The 20,587-nt window shown below is 58.2% G+C and carries 24 protein-coding genes; 9 read left to right on the top strand and 15 right to left on the bottom strand.

All coding sequences use genetic code 11. The annotated features are described in order from the left end of the window. Positions 1 to 89: 89 nt before the first annotated feature. The 5 genes from EST62_RS00275 to EST62_RS00255 form a co-directional block, all read right to left on the bottom strand. On the bottom strand, positions 90 to 350 hold the full coding sequence (locus EST62_RS00275; RefSeq protein ID WP_129050130.1) for a DUF2442 domain-containing protein: 261 nt from the start codon (positions 348 to 350) through the stop codon (positions 90 to 92). A gap of 189 nt (positions 351 to 539) precedes the next feature. Beyond that, positions 540 to 1,844, bottom strand: coding sequence for a 3-phosphoshikimate 1-carboxyvinyltransferase (aroA, locus tag EST62_RS00270; protein ID WP_129050115.1), 1,305 nt, complete (start codon positions 1,842 to 1,844; stop codon positions 540 to 542). A gap of 76 nt (positions 1,845 to 1,920) precedes the next feature. Then, positions 1,921 to 2,118 carry a 30S ribosomal protein S21 gene (gene rpsU / locus EST62_RS00265; protein ID WP_129050114.1) on the bottom strand — a complete coding sequence of 66 codons (198 nt, stop codon included), beginning with the start codon at positions 2,116 to 2,118 and terminating at the stop codon, positions 1,921 to 1,923. Between the two features lie 32 nt (positions 2,119 to 2,150). Beyond that, a complete protein-coding gene (locus EST62_RS00260; RefSeq protein ID WP_129050113.1) occupies positions 2,151 to 2,711 on the bottom strand; it encodes a hypothetical protein in 561 nt (186 codons plus the stop codon). Between the two features lie 382 nt (positions 2,712 to 3,093). Next, entirely contained in the window at positions 3,094 to 4,464 is a 1,371-nt protein-coding gene (locus EST62_RS00255) for a cystathionine beta-synthase (RefSeq protein WP_129050112.1), read from the bottom strand. Between the two features lie 163 nt (positions 4,465 to 4,627). Here EST62_RS00255 and alr point away from each other — a divergent pair, with 163 nt between their 5' ends. The 5 genes from alr (at position 4,628) to EST62_RS00230 (ending at position 8,544) form a co-directional block, all read left to right on the top strand. Then, a complete protein-coding gene (gene alr / locus EST62_RS00250; protein WP_129050111.1) occupies positions 4,628 to 5,782 on the top strand; it encodes an alanine racemase in 1,155 nt (384 codons plus the stop codon). 148 nt (positions 5,783 to 5,930) lie between these two features. Beyond that, the gene (locus EST62_RS00245; RefSeq protein WP_129050110.1) at positions 5,931 to 6,446 is read left to right on the top strand and encodes a helix-hairpin-helix domain-containing protein; all 516 of its coding nucleotides are present in this window, start codon (positions 5,931 to 5,933) and stop codon (positions 6,444 to 6,446) included. After that, positions 6,446 to 7,309: a hypothetical protein gene (locus EST62_RS00240; protein ID WP_129050109.1), complete on the top strand. Its 864-nt coding sequence runs from the start codon at positions 6,446 to 6,448 to the stop codon at positions 7,307 to 7,309. Before EST62_RS00245 ends, EST62_RS00240 begins: the two co-directional genes overlap by 1 nt. Positions 7,310 to 7,583: 274 nt before the next feature. Then, positions 7,584 to 8,309 carry a hypothetical protein gene (locus EST62_RS00235; RefSeq protein WP_129050108.1) on the top strand — a complete coding sequence of 242 codons (726 nt, stop codon included), beginning with the start codon at positions 7,584 to 7,586 and terminating at the stop codon, positions 8,307 to 8,309. Between the two features lie 19 nt (positions 8,310 to 8,328). Continuing rightward, entirely contained in the window at positions 8,329 to 8,544 is a 216-nt protein-coding gene (locus tag EST62_RS00230; protein ID WP_129050107.1) for an addiction module protein, read from the top strand. Positions 8,545 to 8,797: 253 nt separating this feature from the next. Here EST62_RS00230 and EST62_RS13850 read toward each other — a convergent pair whose 3' ends face one another. The 7 genes from EST62_RS13850 to EST62_RS00200 form a co-directional block, all read right to left on the bottom strand. Next, entirely contained in the window at positions 8,798 to 8,929 is a 132-nt protein-coding gene (locus tag EST62_RS13850) for a hypothetical protein (RefSeq protein WP_256372334.1), read from the bottom strand. Positions 8,930 to 9,002: 73 nt separating this feature from the next. Beyond that, positions 9,003 to 9,281 carry a DUF2442 domain-containing protein gene (locus tag EST62_RS00225; RefSeq protein ID WP_167599078.1) on the bottom strand — a complete coding sequence of 93 codons (279 nt, stop codon included), beginning with the start codon at positions 9,279 to 9,281 and terminating at the stop codon, positions 9,003 to 9,005. Next, entirely contained in the window at positions 9,241 to 9,369 is a 129-nt protein-coding gene (locus EST62_RS13700) for a DUF4160 domain-containing protein (protein WP_245153358.1), read from the bottom strand. The genes EST62_RS00225 and EST62_RS13700 overlap by 41 nt, the downstream gene beginning before the upstream one ends. Before the next feature lie 293 nt (positions 9,370 to 9,662). Next, positions 9,663 to 10,679: an aspartate-semialdehyde dehydrogenase gene (locus EST62_RS00215; protein ID WP_129050105.1), complete on the bottom strand. Its 1,017-nt coding sequence runs from the start codon at positions 10,677 to 10,679 to the stop codon at positions 9,663 to 9,665. Between the two features lie 21 nt (positions 10,680 to 10,700). Then, the gene (gene dusB, locus EST62_RS00210; protein ID WP_129050104.1) at positions 10,701 to 11,744 is read right to left on the bottom strand and encodes a tRNA dihydrouridine synthase DusB; all 1,044 of its coding nucleotides are present in this window, start codon (positions 11,742 to 11,744) and stop codon (positions 10,701 to 10,703) included. 9 nt (positions 11,745 to 11,753) lie between these two features. After that, entirely contained in the window at positions 11,754 to 12,809 is a 1,056-nt protein-coding gene (recA, locus tag EST62_RS00205) for a recombinase RecA (protein ID WP_129050103.1), read from the bottom strand. A 38-nt stretch (positions 12,810 to 12,847) separates the two neighbouring features. Further along, the gene (locus tag EST62_RS00200) at positions 12,848 to 13,846 is read right to left on the bottom strand and encodes an SDR family oxidoreductase (RefSeq protein WP_129050102.1); all 999 of its coding nucleotides are present in this window, start codon (positions 13,844 to 13,846) and stop codon (positions 12,848 to 12,850) included. Between the two features lie 284 nt (positions 13,847 to 14,130). On the opposite strand from EST62_RS00200, the gene EST62_RS00195 reads away from it, so the two are divergent. Beyond that, the gene (locus EST62_RS00195; protein ID WP_245153356.1) at positions 14,131 to 15,435 is read left to right on the top strand and encodes a pitrilysin family protein; all 1,305 of its coding nucleotides are present in this window, start codon (positions 14,131 to 14,133) and stop codon (positions 15,433 to 15,435) included. A 196-nt stretch (positions 15,436 to 15,631) separates the two neighbouring features. Then, positions 15,632 to 16,912 carry a trigger factor gene (tig, locus tag EST62_RS00185; protein WP_129050099.1) on the top strand — a complete coding sequence of 427 codons (1,281 nt, stop codon included), beginning with the start codon at positions 15,632 to 15,634 and terminating at the stop codon, positions 16,910 to 16,912. Between the two features lie 59 nt (positions 16,913 to 16,971). Here the strand turns inward: tig and acpS are convergent, their stop codons facing one another. Together acpS and nadC are read right to left on the bottom strand one after the other, a co-directional pair. Further along, positions 16,972 to 17,337 carry a holo-ACP synthase gene (gene acpS, locus EST62_RS00180; protein ID WP_167599077.1) on the bottom strand — a complete coding sequence of 122 codons (366 nt, stop codon included), beginning with the start codon at positions 17,335 to 17,337 and terminating at the stop codon, positions 16,972 to 16,974. Beyond that, a complete protein-coding gene (gene nadC / locus EST62_RS00175; protein WP_129050098.1) occupies positions 17,334 to 18,227 on the bottom strand; it encodes a carboxylating nicotinate-nucleotide diphosphorylase in 894 nt (297 codons plus the stop codon). The genes acpS and nadC overlap by 4 nt, the downstream gene beginning before the upstream one ends. Positions 18,228 to 18,449: 222 nt before the next feature. Here nadC and folB point away from each other — a divergent pair, with 222 nt between their 5' ends. Together folB and folK are read left to right on the top strand one after the other, a co-directional pair. After that, a complete protein-coding gene (folB, locus tag EST62_RS00170; protein WP_129050097.1) occupies positions 18,450 to 18,830 on the top strand; it encodes a dihydroneopterin aldolase in 381 nt (126 codons plus the stop codon). Positions 18,831 to 18,833: 3 nt separating this feature from the next. Further along, complete coding sequence (gene folK / locus EST62_RS00165) at positions 18,834 to 19,349, top strand: 2-amino-4-hydroxy-6-hydroxymethyldihydropteridine diphosphokinase (RefSeq protein WP_129050096.1); 516 nt, start codon at positions 18,834 to 18,836, stop codon at positions 19,347 to 19,349. A gap of 78 nt (positions 19,350 to 19,427) precedes the next feature. Here folK and EST62_RS00160 read toward each other — a convergent pair whose 3' ends face one another. Next, the gene (locus EST62_RS00160; RefSeq protein ID WP_129050095.1) at positions 19,428 to 20,582 is read right to left on the bottom strand and encodes an ArsA family ATPase; all 1,155 of its coding nucleotides are present in this window, start codon (positions 20,580 to 20,582) and stop codon (positions 19,428 to 19,430) included. Between the last annotated feature and the right edge of the window lie 5 nt (positions 20,583 to 20,587).

Here is a 20,587-nt window from a genome sequence, read left to right as displayed (position 1 = left end):
CTTTTAATACCCTGATACCAATCGATTCCTCCACTTTAGCAATCAATCAGTCACCAAACATTGCAAAATATGAATTTCAAACGCGAGTGCTAATTGGCTGATACCTTCGCGGCATCTTCCCCCACAACCTTCCATCGCGCCTCGATAGTGTCGGCTGACAAATCAGCGCCGCACTCCCATTCGATGAAGTATTCCCCGTTACTCACCTTCACGAATTCCGCATGGTCTCGAAGCTCTTCAAATGCTTCAAATTCCAGATAAGGCGTCACATCGAAAAGGCCAACACGGCCATCTTCCGCGACAATCGACAACACCCAATCCGGCTGCGGATGAACTTCTGCAATTCTCATTGGCCAAGTCCCTTCAGTAAAATCTGATTCATTTTGAAATCTAATCAACATTCGCACTCCGTCAAAAACGCCGGAAAGTCCCCCCGAAAACGCAAAAAACCCCAACCAGTCCGCACCAGTTGGGGTTTCCTCTTTTCTTCTCTTTTCCGTCCTTGCTGTCCCTGAAGTCCTTCCCGTCCCTTCTCCCCCCTACTGCCGCAGCCAGTCGATCAGACTAAAGAAGTTCGGGAACGACACGCCTGCCACGTCGCGATCTGAGAGGCGCAGCGATGCGCCTGCGGCTTCGGCGGCGATGGCGAAGCTCATGGCGATGCGGTGGTCGTCGAAGCACTCGATCTCCACCTCTTCGGAGTTGCGTTGCGGACGCCCCTTGACCACGAAGCCGTCGGCGTACTGCTCGCACTCGAAGCCGAGACGCTCCAGATTGACCACCAGCGCGTCGATGCGGTCGCTCTCCTTGGAGCGCAGCTCGGCGGCGTTGTGCAGCTCGAACTCACCCGATGCGAAGGCCGAAAGCACGGCGAGCATCGGCACCTCGTCGATCACCCCCGCCACCACCGCGTGGTCGCTGATGCGCAGCGGCGCGAGGCCGGAGCAGCTCCGCACGACGATGTCGCCCACCGGCTCGCCGCCTTCCGAACGCACATTCTCGATGCCAAGCCCCGCGCCAGCATCCTGAAGCACCTCGATGTATGCCACCCGCGTCGGGTTGAGGCAGACGTCGCGCAGCACGATTTCGGAGCGCTCGCCGAGCAGGCCGAGGGCGATCATGAAGCAGGCCGCCGACGGATCGGCGGGCACCTTGAACGGCTTGGCGGCAATCGGCTTGCGCCCGTCGATGATGACTTCGCGAACGCCGTCTGGCCGGTCGATGGTTTCGAGGCCAAGCATCAGCTCGGTATGGTCGCGCGAGCGGATCGGCTCGATGATCTTCGACTTACCGTCGGCGTGAAGCGCCGCAAACGCAACCAGCGACTTCACCTGCGCCGAGGGCACCGGAAGATGGTACTCGATGGTTTTCAGCGCTTTGGTGCCGTGGATGACCACCGGCGCGGTTCCGGCGTCGGAGAGCGAAATGTCCGCGCCCATCAGCCGAAGCGGATCGGCAACGCGCTTCATCGGGCGCTTCATAAGCGAAGCGTCGCCGACCAGCTCGCTCCGGAAGGGCTGCGCGGCGAGAATTCCCGCCATCATGCGCATGGTGCTGCCGGAGTTGTTGCACATCAACGGCTCCGACGGCTCGCGGAAGCTCCACAGGCCATTCGACTCGATGACGACGCGCCGCTCGATCCGACCGTCACCGGCGGGAATTTCCTCCTGCCGGACGGAGATTCCGGCGTCCCGCAGCACCGACAGGGTTGACTGGTTGTCGAATCCGCCCGAAAAATTGGAAATTTCGGTCACGCCTTCGGCAAGCGCGCCGATGAGGGCAGCGCGGTGGGAAATCGATTTATCCGGCGGAAGGCTCGAAACTTCGCCCTGAAAGACGCTCATGGCTGGCTCGTTTTATCGTTGATAAAAAAAAGCAGCCCCACAGGGAGCTGCTTTTCAATGCTGAATTCCTGAAAGATCAGGAGTTGCGCTCTTCGTTCGCGCGCTGTGCGCGACGCTTGCTTCTTGAACGCTTCAGGCGGTTATCGATTGAAGGCTTCACGAAGTACGCCTTCTTGCGAAACTCCTTCAGGACGCCTGCTCTCTCGTATTTCTTTTTGAAACGCTTAAGCAGCTTGTCAATCGATTCATTATCGTTAATCTGAACGCTGACCAATGAAATTCACCCCCTTGCCTGTGATTCGACTCTTAACGCCGTAATTTGAGTTTGATAATATCGGTGACCGACTCGGTGCTTTTCGACTTGCCCTGGTTGAGCTGAACGTTTTCGAGAAGCTGTTTTCGGCCGCTTTTGCAAAATTCCACGATGATGACATGTGCGCCGCTTCCGGTCGCCTGTTTTTCACGAACCACCCCCACTTCGTTGAGCGATTTGTGGTACAGCGCGTCACCCTGCGCGTAGATTCCGTGAGGAGTATAGAGCTGGCAATCTTCGGGGTTCAGTTCATCCGGACTCAGATCCTTGTCGATCTGAATCTGCCACTCTTTGAGAAGATGCACCTGGTTGCAGGAGGTGCAGCGAATCCAGTACTGGTTTTCGGCAGCCGAAGCCTCCTCTTCCGCGACATGCTTCTTCTCTTTCGACTTTTTATCGGACAATTCAAAGAGCGGGTCCTCGTCCCTCGGCTTGTCGCTGGGCTTCCATTCGCCGACAAAGGTCTGCTGGGTGACGCCGCCGCAGCCGTCGCAATAACCCGGTTTGATCTTGCCTTCGAGTATGTACTGCCTCTTTCTGGACTCTACCTTCATAAATGTCGCTGTTGTTGGAGCGCATGGTCATGCACTCTGTCATGCGCGTGCATGAGGTTCGGAAGTGCCTTCCTGAACAGGTTCCGGAAACATTGCCCGGACCGGTCTGTCACTTGCGCCTCATGTCCAGGGAAATGCGGCTTCTGCAGGCTGGCGTGCGGAAACCCTTTCTGATGCGGGTTCCGTGAAGCGGTGTGTTCAGGAGTGCTTAGATAAGTAAATCAGTCCAAAAAAACAACCACATAATGCAGTGGGCCGACAAAAAACTTTTTTCGACGACCCCTCCACGAAAGCTTCAGGAACCCCGGCTGCCGCGAATCCCCCGCTGATTCCATCCCGAAAAGTGTCGAGGCGGAATCATAGCGCGTTTTCAAGGCAGCGTTCACTTGTGGGTCAGCGTATCGATAAGGTCTGATTTGTTAATCAGTTGCAGGCGACCATCGCTGAGGTTGATAAGCACTCCGGCGGCGTTGGCTTGCAATTTTTCCGACAGTTCGGAAATGGTGGCGTCGGGCTGGCAGACCGGGAACGGGCGCTCCATGAAGGCCACCACCTTGGCATTCATAGCCGAGTCGTTTTCGATGAGGATGGAGAGAATCCTGTTTTCGCTGATGCTGCCGATAGGCGCGCCGAACGAAACGATGGGCATCTGGGAGACGTCGTTCTGCTTCATCATCTCGAACACCTCGGCGAGCGTCTGCTCGGGCTGGGCGAAGATGAGGTCTTTGCGGGCCTTGCGTTGCAGAATGTCGTCGGCAGTGATCTGGTCGAGCGTCGTTTTGGCTTTGCGGTAAAATCCCTGCCGCCGCATCCAGTCGTCGCTGTACATGCGCGACAGGTCGTAACCGCCGAAATCGGTCATCATCACCACCACCAGCGCGTCGTCGCCATACGCCTCGCCCTCCCGAAGCGCCGCGCACATCGCCGCGCCGGAGGCGCCGCCCGCGAAGACCGCTTCGGCGTGCAGCAGCTCGCGACCGCAGTTGAAGGCGTCGGCGTCGCTGACCTGCACGATCCGGTCGATCACTTCGGGATCCCAAAAGGAGGTCGGCCTGACCGCGCCAATGTCTTCGAGCCGGAACGCCGCCGGAGTGCCGTGACTCTTGCCGCCATGCAGATCGGCATAGATCGAGCCTTCCGGCTCGACGCCGATGATCTGAACCTCTGGATTGACCGACCTGAAGTAGCGCCCGATTCCGGAGATCATCGCGCCAGAGGCCATCGGCACAAAGACGTGCGTCACCTGGCCCTCGCTCTGACGGTAGATTTCCGGCCCCGTACCATCCTGATGCACCTGGCGGCTGACCGGATTTTCGTACATGTTGGCCAACCAAGCGTTCGGCAGATTGCGCACGAGGTTCTCGGCCACATCGACGCAGCTTTGCAGATCACCGGGCAGCGCCTCCGACGGGGTGAGCACCAACTCCGCGCCAAGCGCCCGGAGCACCTCCTGCTTCTCGCGGCAGATGCTTTCCGGAGCGGCCAGCAACACCTTGTAGCCCCGGCTGACGGCGGCCATCGCCAGCGCGATGCCGCTGGTGCCGAAGGTCCAGTCCACGAGCGTCATGCCGGGATGGATGAGACCCCGCTCTTCGGCGTCGCGCACGATGGCCGCAGAAACGCGGCAGTAGTGCGAAAAGCAGGGGTTCATGTATTCGAGCTTCGCCATGAACCGGGCGCGTTTTTGCCGGGTAAGCTGCTTCATGAGAACCAGCGGAGTGTTGTCCGAAATGTCGAAAATATCGTTAGTCATGGCGCTCGATGCTCTGATGATGGTTTTTCGTGAATAATAATACATATAATAATAATTGTCCATTTCCGTCTGCGGATCGCCATTGTTTTGAAAATCATGGGCAAAAAACGTTTTTTAGAGCATGTCCGGCTTTCGGCCTGAACCTCAACCATCCGTCACCCTTGTGAGCGTTAGCCACGAACAGAACCCCTCCGTCGCCGCGCCGAACGCGCCATATCTTTCCGAAGCGCTCATCTCGCTCGGCAACCTCCGCCGTAACCTCCGCTGCATCCGCGACCTCACGGGGCCGCAGTGCCGCATCATGGGCATCGTCAAGGCCAACGCCTACGGCCACGGCGCCGCGCAGGTGACGGCGACGCTCGAAGCGGAAGGAGTGCGTGATTTCGGCGTGGCCAACATCCACGAAGCGATTGAACTCCAGGAAGAGCACCGGATGCAGCACGACTCGCGCCTCCTCGCCTTCGCCTCGCCGCTCACGGAGCACATCGGCCTGTACCTGCAACACGGCGTGGAGATGACCGTCTGCGACCACGACACGGTGCGCGCCGCCGAGGCGATTGCCGCCGCGAGCGGCAGGCGGCTCCGGGTGCAGGTGAAGGTAGATACCGGCATGGGCCGTCTCGGCGTCACGCCCGAAGAGGCGGCCTCGCTGCTGGAGCTGATCGACGCCTGCCCGAACCTCGAACTCACCGGCCTCTACACCCACTTCGCCGAGAGCCACAAGCCCGAAGGATTCACCGCCCGCCAGCTCGAACAGTTCCTCGACGTGACGAACGCTTGCGAGCGGCGGACGGGCAAACCCGTCACGAAACATGCCTCGAACAGCGGCGCAATCGGCTCGATGCCGGACTCGCGGCTCGACATGGTGCGCCCCGGCATTTTGCTCTACGGCTGCCACCCGGTTGACGCAGAACCGACAAGCCTGCCGGTCAGGCCGGTGATGCAGTTCCAGTGCCGGGTGATCTTCGTCAAGGAGGTCGCGGCGGGAACGTCGATCAGCTACAGCCGCACCTGGAACGCCCCGTCGCCGACGCGCATCGCCACCCTTTCGGCGGGATACGCCGACGGCTTCCACCGTGCGCTCTCCAACCGGGCGCGAGTCTGCATCGGCGGCAAGAGCTTCCGGCAGGTCGGCACGGTGACGATGGATCAGACGATGGTTGACCTCGGCAACGACCGCTCGGTCAGGGTCGGCGACACGGCGGTGCTCTTCGGCTGGGACAGCCCGTCGGCGGGCGAACAGGCCATCGCCGCCGGAACGATCAGCTACGAACTGCTCTGCTCGGTCTCGCGCCGGGTGAAAAGGATTTTTGTGTAAAGAACAAGAAGACGGCCACAAGAGCCGTCCCTACAGAAGAAAATGACAGGTTTCTGACTGGAATGGTTCGCGTGCGGAATCCTGTCGGATACGGAAAAATTACGATGCTCTGAAATACCCCTTACAACAACAGAACTTTCAACCCCTTATGAAATTTCTGGACAATGTTGCCGTGAAACTCGGCATCACCAGGGCGGAGATGACCGCCGTCACGCTGCTCACCTTTTTCCTGCTGCTCGGCGGAGCGCTGAAGTACAGCGGTTCGGTGCAGGAGGCCGATAAGGCCATCGCGCAGGCCGAAGTGGCCCGCTACTCCGAGGACGATGTGGACAGCCTGCTCACTCTCGCCATGAAACCCGGCGACGCTGTGGCCGCTGAACCGCCCGGCGTGGTGGCAAGCGATGCGGAACCGGAAGAGCCTGCGACGCGATCAACGGCGAGGCGTTCGTCGAAAAAGCGATTCACCGGAACGATGGCCTTCAGCAAGGCATCGGCCTCGCAGCTCCAGAGGATCCCCGGCGTCGGCCCGGTGATGGCCCGGCGGCTCATTGAGTTCCGCAAACAAAAGGGGGGAAAAGTCGATCATTTTAACGATTTTCTGAAAGTAAAAGGAATCGGCAAAAAAAAGCTCGAACTCCTCCAAAAGCATCTTACCCTCGACTGATGAGCCGAAGCCAGATCGCCTGCGCGTTTGACGCAAGCAGCACCACCGTGGCGCGAGTCAAATCGACCGGCCACGGCTCGTTCACCATGACCATGTGCCGCACCATCGAGGGCGGCATGGACGATCTTGGCGGCCCGAAAGCTCACCGGCTCGCCAAAAAGCTCGTCTCGATGCTGCGCGAATGGCGCGACGAGCCTGTCGCTCTCAGCTTTTCGCCCGCAGGACTCATGCCGCTCCCTGCCTGGTTCACGCAGGATGCTTCCCCGGATAATCGCGACACGCTTTGCAGAATCGAGGCAGGCTACTTCCTCGACGAGGCTGACAAATGGCAGTGGCACGACATGGCGCTGGAGCCATCTCCCGGCCAGCCCGCCGGAGTGGATCGGCGGATGCTGCTCTTCTATCCGCTCGCGCCGGCGCGATTCATCGAAAACGAGTTGCGGAAACAGTGCCGCGTTGAGTGGCGCGGAGCGCACGTCGAGGCGGTGGCGCGGCTGTCGGCGGTGACGGGAGATGCGCTGGCGGTGCTGGAGCTCGAAGAGCGCTACGCGGCGCTCTCCATTTCGGCGAACGGCAAGATCGGCTATTTCAGGTACTGGCCGGTGAAGGAGGCAAGCGAGCGGGAGTACTTCGCCATCACGGAGCTGACCTCGGCCCCGCTCGACGGAGCACCCGTCAAAGTAACCGGCCCGGCAGCCAGCGCAAAAGTACTGGAACGCATCAGCCACGAAACCGCCCGCCCGCTGGAACCGCTGGAGCTGCACCCGTGGGTATCGGCGGAACGAGGAGCCAACAAAGCAAAATCGCCAACAGCCACGATGCGAGCCGTCAGCACGGCGATCATGGCGTTGAACGGCGGGTGATCCGCTACTTTTGACGGACGGCGAATGTTGCTTAGATTTTGAAAAGGTGGTCTGCTTTCTTTTTCTGAACAACGGTTACTTCATCGGATGGGAGTGCGTCGCTGATCTGTCAGCGGAGAACATCAAAACGCGATGGGAGGTTGTCGGAGGAGATGTGGCGATTACAGTGGCTCAATGAATTTGAATGCTACGTTTTATATGGGCTGAAAATCAAAAATCCGCGTCTTATGTGGATCAATCTAAATTATGTCGAGCACCATAAACAGCATGTAATATGGCCGATGAAAGACAAAACTACCTCTTCTGCTTTCTCGACGTGCTGGGCTTTTCGAATATTGTGAAAACACGCGAACTGAGTGACCTGTATGCCGACTATAGAGAGCTAATTGAGGCAGCATCGAATAATACGCATGATGGTTTGGTGTTTAGCTCTTGGGACGGTGTACCTTATTTTGGAATGGAGCAGTTTGAGTCCACATACTTCAGCGACACCATCGTGTTCTGGGGGGCATATCACCCTCGAAAGCTTCAGTCTCTTTGCTACATGGTAATGGAAGTGATGTGTCGCGCCATTGAGATTGGTCTGCCACTACGCGGATCAATTAGCGCAGGTAAGGCTATTTTGGACAAAAATCAAAACCACTTTTTAGGCAAACCTGTCGTCAATGCAGCTGAAGCCGAAAAGGTTCAACGGTGGATCGGTGTAACATTAAGCAAAGAGTTTAGGGAAGCACCATTTAATGCAGGCTTCTCGGCTGCGTGCTTCATGCCGTGGGAATGGCATTTGAAAGAAGGTGGCTTGGCTGCAGTGACTCCCCTCGTGTTGGACTATCCGCGCTGGTGGCGGAAGTCGAGGAGGAGTTCTCTCCAAGAAGCTGTAAAGCGACTTGATACTAACTCGGACTATTCTGACGTTTACAAGAACACACTCATCTTTTGCGATTATTCAGAGGCGAATCCAAGGTGGTGGGAGCAACATAAAAGTTATTGTGAACGGTAGCAATAAATAAAAAACTCACATGGAATCTGTAGAAGAACTGACTAAGAAAGCTATTGATCTCGACCCGAAGGAGCGAATCCGGCTGGTGGAGGCTATTCTGCACAGCCTTGATAAGCCTGATCCTGAAATCGAGAAAAACTGGATAGCCGAATCAGAGGCTCGCTATGATGCTTTCAAGCGGGGAGAGATTCAGGCTGAAGATTGGGATGAAATCAGAAAAAGGTACGAACGTTGAAGGCCGTGCTCATAGGTGTCAAAAGATAAATGACGGAGATTCGTCATCGCGAGTCCCGATCTTTCGGGACGTGGCGATCCATCTTTAACTGCGCTCACTGATTCCGCATGGATTGCCACGTCGCTATGCTCCTCGCAATGACGGCGTTTGAGATAGCCTGAACCCCTTCCACCTCCTGCTTCCCAAACGCCTGTAAAAAAAAGGGCAGACACACAGATCTGCCCCTACAAGAAATTCAGTCACACATCAATCCTCACAGATTCCCCACCAGCAGCTCGGCGATCTGGACGGCGTTGGTGGCGGCACCTTTGCGGAGGTTTTCGGCGACGATAAGTCTCTCAGCAATTTGCTTTTGCAAAAATGTCAGCTTTTTCAGAAAAACCATCAATCTCTCATATGGCAAAATCTGGAATATATCTTCATGATAATTCAGATTGCATCCGAAAAACTTTTAATAATCATTTATGCGCCACCCGCGCATCAGCAACAAGCGGAAAGCGTTCCGGATTTTCTATAATCTCCTCCGTCAAATCAACATCCAGATCAGGCCACCAGAAATGACCGGGCGACGGCTCCTTGACGTTGAGAATCGATTTTACCGTCTGATCCCTGAACCACGGAAAATCGGCATACGAAAGAAACAGCTCTTTCCCGTGAGCAAGAAGCCAGATGCCGTGCTGTGATATATTCGACACCTCAACTGCTGAAATGCTTTCCCCATGCTTTAACAAGTTCATCGCTGTGCGCCTCCACTATTGATTCGATCTGCTTCAACTGAATTCTGGAATATCCATGATTCTTTGCAAGTTCAAGTTCAGGTTCCAGCCAAAACTTCGCCTCGCCGTCCCCCTATATAACGTGCACATGCATCCTTTTCTCTTCACGCGAAAAGAAGAAAAATCGAAATCCCTGCTCACAAAAAACGGTAGGACTCATACACGCTCCCCAAGATTTGGATTCCTCAACCGCAGAACAATATAACAATCCCTCTCATCCCTCGCCAAAAGCCAACAACGCCCGCCCCTGCTGTCCTTGCTGTCCTTGCTGTCCTGTCCTCCCAAATAAAAAGGGCGGCCACAAGAACCGCCCCTACAAGAAATTCAGTCACACATCAATCCTCACAGATTCCCCACCAGCAGTTCGGCGATCTGCACGGCGTTGGTGGCGGCGCCTTTGCGGAGGTTGTCGGCGACGACCCAAAGGTTCAGGGTGCGCGGGTGCCAGTAGTCCGGGCGCAGGCGGCCTACGAACACCTCGTCGCGCTCGTAGGAGGTCATCGGCATCGGGTAGAGGCGGGCGGACGGGTCGTCCTGCATGACGATGCCCGGCGATCCGGCGAGCAGGGCGCGAACCTCCTCGATGTCGAAATCGCTCCTCAGCTCGACGTTCAGCGACTCGCCATGGCCGCCGTAAACCGGAATCCGCACGGTGGTCGGCGAGACCTGAAGCTCCTGGTCGTCGAGAATCTTGCGGGTCTCGTTGACCATCTTCATCTCCTCCTTGGTGTAGCCGTTGTCGGTGAAGGCGTCGATCTGCGGCACGGCGTTGAAGGCGATCTGGTGGAAGTGAGTGAACTCGTCGGGGATGTTGCCCGCCAGCTCGCTTTCGAGCGCGTCACGCCCGGCCTTGCCCTTGCCGGTGACCGACTGGTAGGTCGAAACCACCACGCGGCGGATGCCGTAGGCGTCGTAAAGCGGCTTGAGCGCCACCACCATCTGGATGGTCGAGCAGTTGGGATTGGCGATGATCGGGGCCGCCTTGCCTTCGCGGTCGAAAATCGATTCGGGATTGACCTCCGGCACCACCAGCGGAATCCCCTCGTCCATGCGGAAGGCCGAGGAGTTGTCGATCACGATCGCGCCTGCTGCCGCGGCCACTGGCGCCCACTCCTTGCTGGCCGAAGCGCCCGCCGAGAAGAGCGCGATGTCAACGCCCTCGAAAATCTCCGCCGACGGCACTTCGGTGACGAACTCGCGCCCCTTGAAGGTGATCACTTCGCCCCGGCTGCGCGGCGAGGCGAGCGGCACCAGCTCGCTGACCGGAAAATCGCGCTCTTCGAGCACCTTTATCATGGTTCTGCCAACAAGGCCGGTTGCGCCGAGAACGGCTACCCGATAGCCTGCTTCACTGCTCATAAAATCAGATAGATGAATGGTTTAGTAATTCAGAATCAGTTTGGGCGAATGGTCGTTCAAGAACTCCACACCCTCCTTCAGAAGCCCCTCGCGGTCGAGCGCTTCGCACGTTGCCTCGAACTCACGGAGCAATTCGACGATCACCGCCGGATCGGGTTCGCGCACCAAAAGGTTACGAACTTTCGAGACGCCGGGCAACCCTTTGAGGTAGGTCGAGTAGTGGCGGCGCATTTCGAGCACGCCATGCTTTTCGCCCTTGTACTCCAGCGACAGGCGCAGGTGCTCGCGGGCGGCGTCGATCCGGTCGCGATAGGTTGGAAGCGGCAGGCGCTCGCCCGTTTTCAGCAAGTGCTTTGCCTGCGAGAAGATGAAGGGATTGCCGATCGAGCCGCGCCCGATCATGATGCCGTCCGCGCCGGTTTCGGCGAACATCGCCACGGCGTCGTCCGCGCTCCAGACGTCGCCGTTGGCGATCACCGGAATCGAGCACGCTTGCTTCGCTTCGGCGATGCGGCCCCAGTCGGCGCGCCCTTTGTACATGTCGCTGCGCGTCCGCCCGTGCACCGCCACCACCCGGATGCCCGCGTCTTCGAGCCGCCGCACGGTGTCGGTGATGTTGATCGAGTCGTGATCCCAGCCGATGCGCGTCTTGGCGGTCACCGGCAGCGAGACGGCGTTGACCACCGCCGAGGCGATGGCCGAGAGCTTCTCCGGCTCCTTCAGCAGCGCCGCGCCCGCGCCGCGTCCGGCCACCTTCTTGACCGGACAGCCAAAGTTGATGTCGAGGTAGTCCGGCTCGAAGCTCTCGGCGATGGCTGCCGCCTCCACCATCGACTCCACCGTGCCACCGAAAATCTGCACCGCCACCGGCCGCTCGTGCTCGTCCATCGCGAGCTTGCGGATCGACTTCTCCGCCCCGCGCCTGATCGCCTCGGCGCTGACAAACTCGGTATAGACGATGTCCGCCCCGTGCCGCTTGCAGAGCTGCCGGAAGGCCCGGTCGGTCACATCCTCCATGGGAGCGAGGATGACCGGGCGGTCGATGTCGATCTGTCCGATGCGCATGAGAGTTCCTTACTTGACCGGCGGGGCGATCAGCGTTTCGCGCACCTGCTGGCGGATCGTGCCGCGCAGGGTCTCGTCCTCCTTCAGGAGCTTTTTGACGTTCTCGCGCCCCTGGCCGAGCTTTTCGGTTCCATAGCTGAACCACGCGCCCGCCTTTTTGATGATGCCGAACTCGACGGCCAGGTCGATCAGCTCGCCGAGCACCGAGATGCCTTCGCCGTAGAGAATGTCAAACTCGGCGGTCTTGAAGGGCGGGGCGACCTTGTTCTTGACCACCTTGACCTTGGTGCGATTGCCGACCACCTCTTCGCCATCCTTGATCTGCGCGATCCGGCGGATGTCAAGCCGCACGGAGGAGTAGAACTTCAGCGCCTTGCCGCCGGTGGTGGTTTCGGGGCTGCCGTACATCACGCCGATCTTGTCGCGAAGCTGGTTGATGAAGAGGCAAACGCTGCTCGATTTGGAGATCGCGCCGGTGAGCTTGCGCAGCGCCTGGCTCATGAGCCGCGCCTGAAGGCCAACGACGCTGTCGCCCATCTCGCCTTCGAGTTCGGCCTGCGGCACCAGCGCCGCAACCGAGTCGATCACGACAATATCGACCGCGCCGCTGCGCACGAGCGTCTCAACGATGGAGAGCGCCTGCTCGCCCGATTCGGGCTGGCTGACCAGCAAGGCGTTGATATCGACGCCAAGTCGGCGGGCATAGGTCGGGTCGAAGGCGTGCTCCGCATCGACAATAGCCGCAATGCCGCCCGCCTTCTGCGCTTCGGCGATGACGTGCAAGGCAAGCGTGGTCTTGCCGGAGGATTCGGGACCGTAAATCTCGGTCACGCGGCCACGCGGCAAGCCGCCCACGCCGAGGGCGTAGTCGAGCGCCATCGAACCGGTCGATATAGACTGCACCTGCAAGACGGGCGAATCGTCGCCGAGGCGCATGATCGAGCCTTTGCCGAACTGTTTTTCGAGAGTCTCTATCGCGAGGTTAAGCTGTTTGAGCCGGGCCGGATCGACGGTCGGCGGCTGCGGAGACTGTTGCGATTTCGGTTGTGGTTTCTCTTTTTCCATAGGGGTATGCTCTGAATTTGTAAAGTGTTGCGCTGAAATTACAGAATGGCGCTTCGAAGCGTCTCCTCAAAGGGCCGGTACGACATGCCGAGTTCGCGCACTGAGCGCTGGTTGCTGTACCGGGCCTGATGCGATGCCTGCCGGAGGCTTTCGATGCTGATGAACGACGGGCGATTCGTCAGAAGCGAATAGAGTTCGCCCCCGGCTCCGGCCGCCATTCCGGCGATTCCTCCGATACGGAACAGCTTGCCGCTCCGGCTGCCGGGCAATGCGGCGATGCGCCGAAAAAGCTCCCGAAACGAGAGATTCTCGCCGACGATGATATAACGCTCACCCGAAACCCCTTTCCGCCATGCGGCGATATGGGCGTCGGCTACGTCTCGCACATCGACAAATCCCGTCGAACCATCCGGGCAAAGCGGCAGGCGACCCTCGTAAATCATCCGGAGCACCTCGTTCGAGCTGCTGCCGGGCAGCGCCCTGCCTGAGCTTCTGCCGATCACCACACCCGGATTGACCATCACCACATCGAGTCCCTCGGCCACGCCTCGGCGGCATTCGAGTTCGGCCAGGTGCTTGGACTCCATATAAGCATTGTGGCGCTGCCACTCGGTAAAGGCGCTCTGTTCGCCGGACTCCGGAGCGCCGTCGTCTTTGTCTGACGAACCCACGGCGGCAATCGAGCTGGTGGCGACCAGACGCTTCACGCCCGCCTCAAGGCAAGCATCGACCACGTGGCGGGTGCCGAGCACGTTGGTATCGTAGAGCCGGTTGCGGAAATTGTTGGTGTAGGCGATCATGCCTGCGCAGTGGAACACAACCTCCGATCCTTTGACCGCCTCGTTGACGGCGACCGGATCGTGCATGTCGGCCCGGACGATCTCGACCGGCAAGCTGCCGAGAAACGAAACGTCCGACCCCTCCCTGACGGCAACCCGGCACCGGACGCCATCGCCGAACCGTTCGATCAGTTCGACAAGAAGCCGTGCGCCAATGTAGCCGGTGGCTCCGGTAATGAGAATCGGGATAGCTGACATGAAAAAATGGCGCCGCTGAAAAACCTGTTCCGCGTTTCGTTTGCATTGTCGCTCCCGACAGCTTTCGGGATCGCGCTTCCCTGCTTGGGAGGCCTGAGAAGACGCTGCCAAACAGGAGATGAATGAGACCGGGCGAGCGTTGAGAGTCCGAACCCTGAATCTGCTGAAAAAATCGGGTAGCCTGGAACCGGCTGTCGCGAAATCCGTACCGGTGCGGTCCTGCGCCGATTTGTGCTCAATAATAAGAAGAATAACTTACATTGCACTCAAATCCATCCGCAATCGTGAGAAAAAATATCGTATCGCCCTCCGGCGGCAACGCCGCCCGTTCCGAAGAACGCCTCTCGACCGGCCTTGTCGAAAGCGGAACCCTCTCCAACGGCTTGCGTATCGTCAGTAATCAGGTACCCTGGATTCACAGCGTCACCCTCGGATTGTGGATCGATGCCGGATCGCGCGAAGATCCGGAAGGACTTGAAGGCATGGCGCACTTCATCGAACACGCGCTGTTCAAGGGCACGCAAAAGCGCGACTACGTCGAGATCGCTCGCTGCATAGAACAGACCGGCGGCTACATCGACGCCTGGACCACCAAGGAGCAGACCTGCCTCTGCGTCCGCTGCCTCCGTGAGCACCTGCATCTCGGTTTCGACCTCCTGGCCGATCTCTGCTGCAATCCGGTCTTTCCGCCCGACGAGATCGAAAAGGAAAAAGAGGTGGTGCTCGAAGAGATCGCCGGCGTGAACGACACTCCGGAGGAGCTGATTTTCGAGGATTTCGACCGCCGCACCTTCCCCGGCCATCCTCTCGGCGCAGCGATTCTCGGCACCGAAAAGAGCGTCGAGCGGCTCACCGTCGATGAAATACGGAACTTCATGCGCCGCCACTACACGCCCTCGAAGATGCTCGTCACGGCGATCGGCAACATTGATCACGATGAAGTCGCGGGTCTGGCGGACTCGTTTTTCGGCCACCTTAAGGATGCGCCGCGGGAAGATTCGGCGCGGCGGCTGTTCGATCTTTCAGCCTACAAGCCATTCAGCAAAACGCTGAAAAAGAGCCTCTTCCAGTCGCAGATTCTCTTCGGCACAGTCATTCCGCGAGACGACCGGCACTTCTGGGCAATGATGGTGCTGAACGCCATGCTGTCGAGCGGCATGAGTTCAATTCTGAACCTCGAACTGCGGGAGAAGCGCGGACTGGTCTATCAGGCCTACTCGTCGGTCTCGTTTTATGACGAGGTCACGGCGTTCAACATCTACGCCGGAACGGACAAAGGCAAAGCCACGAAAACCCTCGACACCATCGGTGAGCTGCTCGTCGGCGACGTGCTGAAGAAGCCCGATCCGTCAGAACTCGCCGCCGCAAAATCGAAAATGCTCGGTTCGATGATTCTCGGCATGGAAAAAATGACCCGGCGCATGTCGCACATCGCGCAGGATATATTTTATTTCGGACGATATTTGTCGCCTGCCGAAAAGGCTGGCCTGATCGAAGCGGTGAGAGCTGAAGAGGTGGCGCTCGTCGCCGCCGCGCTCGGCATCCCCGAACGGCTCTCGACGCTGGTTTACAAGCCCGGAGGCAGATGACGCCCGGCATTCGGCCACGGGCGATGGCCGCTTGCAACAGCTTGCATGAAAAGCCGTTGAACGATCTGTTTTAAAAAGGCCTGAAAAAATAGTATAATTCAAGCTTTAAATTTTCAGGGACGCTCTCTGTATCGATCCAGGTTTTCCGGTTCACCGGAAACGGAGAGACCCGCAACTTAACCGGTCACGAAGAGCCTTGCAAAAGAATATCACGAATGTCAGCGAAATCGCGCAGGAACTTGAAATCATTCTGACTGCCGACGAATTCCAGCCCGAATATGACCAGCAGCTCGAAGAAGCGCGCAAGTCCGTCAAAATCAAAGGCTTCCGTCAGGGACACGTCCCCGCCGGAATGCTCAAACGCATGATCGGGCCTTCCATCGAGGCTGAAGTTGCCGAGAAAATGGCGTCTAAACATTTCGCCGCCATCGCCGAGGAGGAGAAGCTCAACCCCGCCAGCCGCGCGCAGATCGAGAGCTACAACGTCGAGGATGGCAAGCTGACCATCCGCATCTCCTACGAAATCCATCCCGAATTCGAGCTGAAGGATTTCAGCGCCTTCACCTTCACCCAGGCCGAATACAGCGTCAACGACGAGGATGTCGATCGTGAAATCAAACTGATCCTTCGCGGCCACGGCACCATGGTGACCAGCGAAGAGCCTGCCGCCGAGGGCGATACGGTTATCGGCGACGTCACGAAGCTCGATGCCGAAGGCGCTCCCGTCGAAGGCTCGAAGAACGAAAACCACCACTTCAACCTCGAATACCTGCCCGATGACAACCCGTTCCGCACAGCCCTCGAAGGCAAGAAGGCTGGCGATGTAGCCGATGTCACCGTCGAACCAAAGCAGGAGGGCGGCGAAACGACCCGCTTCCGTGTTGAGGTCAAGGAGGTCAAGCACCTCGAACTGCCCGAGCTGGATGACGAACTGGTCAAGGAGATCAGCCAGCAGCGTTTCGAGAAGGTAGAGGACTTCAAAAACGATGTCCGCTTGCAGCTCCAGGCGCACTTCTCCGACAAATCGGAGCACGATTTGCTCGAAGCTATTTCAGCCAAACTGATCGAAGAGCATCCGGTGCCGACCCCGAGCGCCATGGTCGCGCAGTTCCAGAACATGCTGCTCGAAAACGCCAAGCGTCAGGTTGGCGGCCAGTTCCCCAAAGGCCTCGACGAGCGCGAGTTCTTCAACACCATGAGGCCAAATGCTGAAAAGCACGCCCGCTGGCTCCTGGTCAGCCAGAAAATCGCCAAGGAAAACAACCTCGAAGTGACTGACGAGGATATCAAGGCTTATGCCGAAAAAGAGGCTGAAAAAGAGGCTTCACTGACCGTCGATCAGCTCCTCAACACCTACATGTCCACCGAGTTCAAGGACTACATGATCGACACGATCCTGAAAGAGAAGATCTATGACGTGATCAAATCGAAGGTGACCATCACCAAAGAGGCCACCCCGGTTCCGGCGCACCACTGAGGAAGAAAAAAATAAAAAAGGCTCCTGAAAAGGGGCCTTTTTTTATGCGCGGCAGGTAATCAAAGCGGCTCGTAAAGCGCCATCGCCACGGCGGAGTGGCGGTCGTGCGAGATGGAGAGGCTGATGCTGCCGGAAAAGTTCGGGACGTGAATGCTCACGCATGGCTTTCCTGCCTCGTTGTTCAGCACTTCGATGGAGCGCCAGCCGAGGCCCTTGGCGATACCGGTGCCAAGCGCTTTGGAGACCGCCTCCTTGGCGGCGAACCGTCCGGCAAGGCTTGCCACGGGATCAGGCCTGGAGAGGCACTGGGCCATCTCCGCTGCTGTCAGGATTTTTTTCATGAAGGTCTGGCCGAACCGGTCGTAGATCGAGCGGATGCGCGCCAGCTCGACAATATCAACGCCAACCTCCGCCACCCCGCTCACGCCCTCTCGATTTTCATGGACATGTCGAGCGCCTTGACGCTGTGCGTCAACTCGCCAATGGAGATGTAATCGACGCCGGTCATGGCGATTTCGGAAACATTGTGCAGGCCGACGCTTCCCGACGCTTCGAGCAAAATGTTGCCGTAACCGTTCGCCTTGACCCAGCGCACCGCTTCGGCCAGGTCATCGACCATGAAGTTGTCGAGCAGAATCATGTCGGGTCGGCTGGTGCAGGCGCGGACCAGTTCGGAGATACTCCGGACTTCGGTTTCGATCTTCACCGTCACCCCGCGCTCCTTACAGTACGCCTTGGCCCGCCTGACCGCCTCCTCGACGCTGCCGGCGGCATCGATGTGGTTGTCCTTGATGAGAATCATGTCGAACAGTCCGAAGCGGTGGTTCGTGCCGCCGCCGATGCGCACGGCGTCCTTGTCGTAATAGCGCAGGGCGGGCGCGGTCTTCCGGGTATCGAGAATGGAGGCGTTGGTGTGGCTGACCCGTTCGACATACATGTTCGTGCGGGTGGCGATGCCGGACATGCGCTGCATGAAATTGAGCGCCGTGCGCTCGCCGACGAGAATCGAGGCGATACGCCCCTTCACTTCGAGAATCCGCTCCCCGGGATAAACCCGCTTGCCGTCCTTGACCGAGGCCGTGAATTCAAGCCCGGAATCCAGCGACTGAAACGCCTGCCGGGCAACCTCCACTCCGGCGATAATCCCTTCGGCCTTGACCTCGACGTAACCAAGTCCGAGCTGGCTCTCTTCGACGGTCGCCTCGGTGGTGATGTCCCCCAGATAACGGTCTTCTTCGAGCGCGAGCTGCATGGCCTTCAACCGGCATGTCTCGAAAAACTCCCTGAAGGCGAGATTGGTTCTTTTTTCTTCCATAACTGCAAAATCAGTATGAAGTTAGCGGGGTCCTGAAGAGGCTCTCCCGATTTCAAATCGTTCTTCTGCAAGGTAATACTTTTTTGGTTTTCGACATGGTTCATGAAGCTTGCCCGCGCCGTTTATTGCGTCCGGCGCGCTCGCTTTTGCAATGCTGTTGCGAATAGGTTACATTCTGGCAGAATCCTCCTGAAAGCCGTTTCCGCACACTTCTATCCAGCCATGAAGCATCATCATCGTTCCTGCGTCAGGCTCGTCAACGCCGTTTTCTACGCCCGGCACGGTGTCCACGAAGAGGAGCGCCGCCTCGGCGGGCGGTACGAGGTCGATACTGAACTTGTTTTCGACAGCGCTGAAGCCGCGGCGACCGATGATCTGTCGAAAACAGTCGATTACAGCCAGGCTTACGCGATCATCGGCGAGGTCATGACGGCGGGCGAACCGGCGGCCCTGATCGAGATGCTGGCCGCGCGGGTAGCGACGCGGTTGATCGAGGAGCTGGCTCTCGTGGAGAAGGTCACGGTCAGGGTGCGCAAGCGAGCCGTGCCGTTGGGTGGGTTGTGCGATTACGCCGAAGCCGAACACGTGATCGAAAAGCGCTGAGCGATGGAGCCTGTCACCGCCTATATCGGCATCGGCTCGAATGTCGGAGACCGGTTCGCCTGGCTTCAGCGGGCAGTTGACCACCTCGCGCAACTGCCCTGCACGGCGGTACGCGGAGTGTCGCGGGTCTATATGACCGAGCCGTTCGGCGATCCCGATCAGGAGCGCTATTTCAACGCCGTGGCGGCCGTCGAAACAGCGCTCGATCCGGCTGATCTCCGCGCACACTGCAAGGCAATCGAACACGACCTCGGGCGACCCGACCGGTACCGGCGCTGGAGTCCGAGAACCATCGACCTCGATATTCTGCTTTACGGCGACCTCTGCGCCGAAAGCGACCTGCTCGTCATCCCTCATTCCGAAATGCACCACCGGAAATTCGTCCTCGTGCCGCTGCTCGACCTCGCCAACCCCATTCACCCCCGCCTGCACCGTTCAATCGCCGAGCTGCTGAAAAGCTGCGATGACAATTCGGTACCGGTAAGGCTGGTGGAGCAATTGAAGATCGGTCGGATCTGACTGATCTGACCGATCTCCTGGAATCAAAAAAAGCTGCCCGATGGCAGCCTTTTTTGCTTATTCCCGAATTTTTTTCGCTCAGTTCGCGAAGGTGATGTTCAGCATTCCCTGCTCGAAATCGGCGCCTTCGGTTTTGCGTCCGACCAGCACGTTCGGCAGCACGATGCTCTTGCGGAAGTTGTTGATATCGACCAGCAACTCGTCACCCTTGATGTTGACCGCGAGCTTTTCGACCTCGACATTCGGCAGGTAGAGGCTCAGCACGTACTTGCCGTCGATCTTTTCGAGCGTCTGGGTGCGATCGTTGGTGTAGAGCACGTCAATCGGATTGCGTCCTTCGAACAGCTCTTGGCTCAACTCGTAAAGCCTGTCGGTATTGATGACCTCTTTGGAGGACTGGCCGGCCCTGAAAATCGGCACCGGATAGAAGCAGTTGTCGATCACCCTGAGGTACTTGGACTGTTGGTCGATGAGGCTTTGCAGGTACGGGTCGGAAGAGTTTGGCGGCAGCACCTTGTTGACGACAGCCGCATCGAGTTTGTAGCCGAACAGATTGAGGTAGGTCTGTACGCGCAGCGCCTCCTTGATGACCATGTTCTCAGGGTTGAGCACCACCCTGAAGGTCGTGATGCTCTTGTCCTGCAACATGCCGTGCAACTCCTTCATGTGCTCGTTGACCTCCGGCATGAGCTTGAAGATGTTCTTTTTAGGCATGAATTTGCTCAGCAGCGGGGCCGCGAAGCCGATCGCCTTGGAGTGCCAACCGCCGATCTTGTCGGAGTACCAGCCGTAGGACTCGGGCATACCGAGCAGACGCATGGTCTCGCCGGTCGGGGCAGCATCGACCACGACGGCGTCGTAATTGCCCGATTTGGCTGCCTTCCAGATGTAACGAAGGCTGATCATCTCCTCCATGCCTGGCACGATGGCCAGCTCCTCTGCAACGACTTCGTTCGCGCCGTCGTGCATGAGAATCGAGGAGAAGTAGGAGTACAGTTCGGTCCAGTTTTCCCTGATTTCAGCAAGAACGTTCACCTCCATGGCAAAGAGATTTTTCTCGACTTCCAGAGGAGTCGAGCTCAACTCGACGCCAAACGCATCGGCCAGGCTGTGGGCCACATCGGTGCTCATAATCAGCACACGCTTGCCGCTGCGAGCGATCGCTGTCGCTGTGGAAGCAGATACGGTGGTCTTGCCCACCCCGCCTTTGCCCAGGTAAAGAATGATTCTCATGGTGT

The organism is Chlorobaculum sp. 24CR, from assembly GCF_004118635.1.
Lineage (GTDB): Bacteria > Bacteroidota > Chlorobiia > Chlorobiales > Chlorobiaceae > Chlorobaculum.
This window is presented reverse-complemented; position numbering and strand designations above follow the sequence as displayed.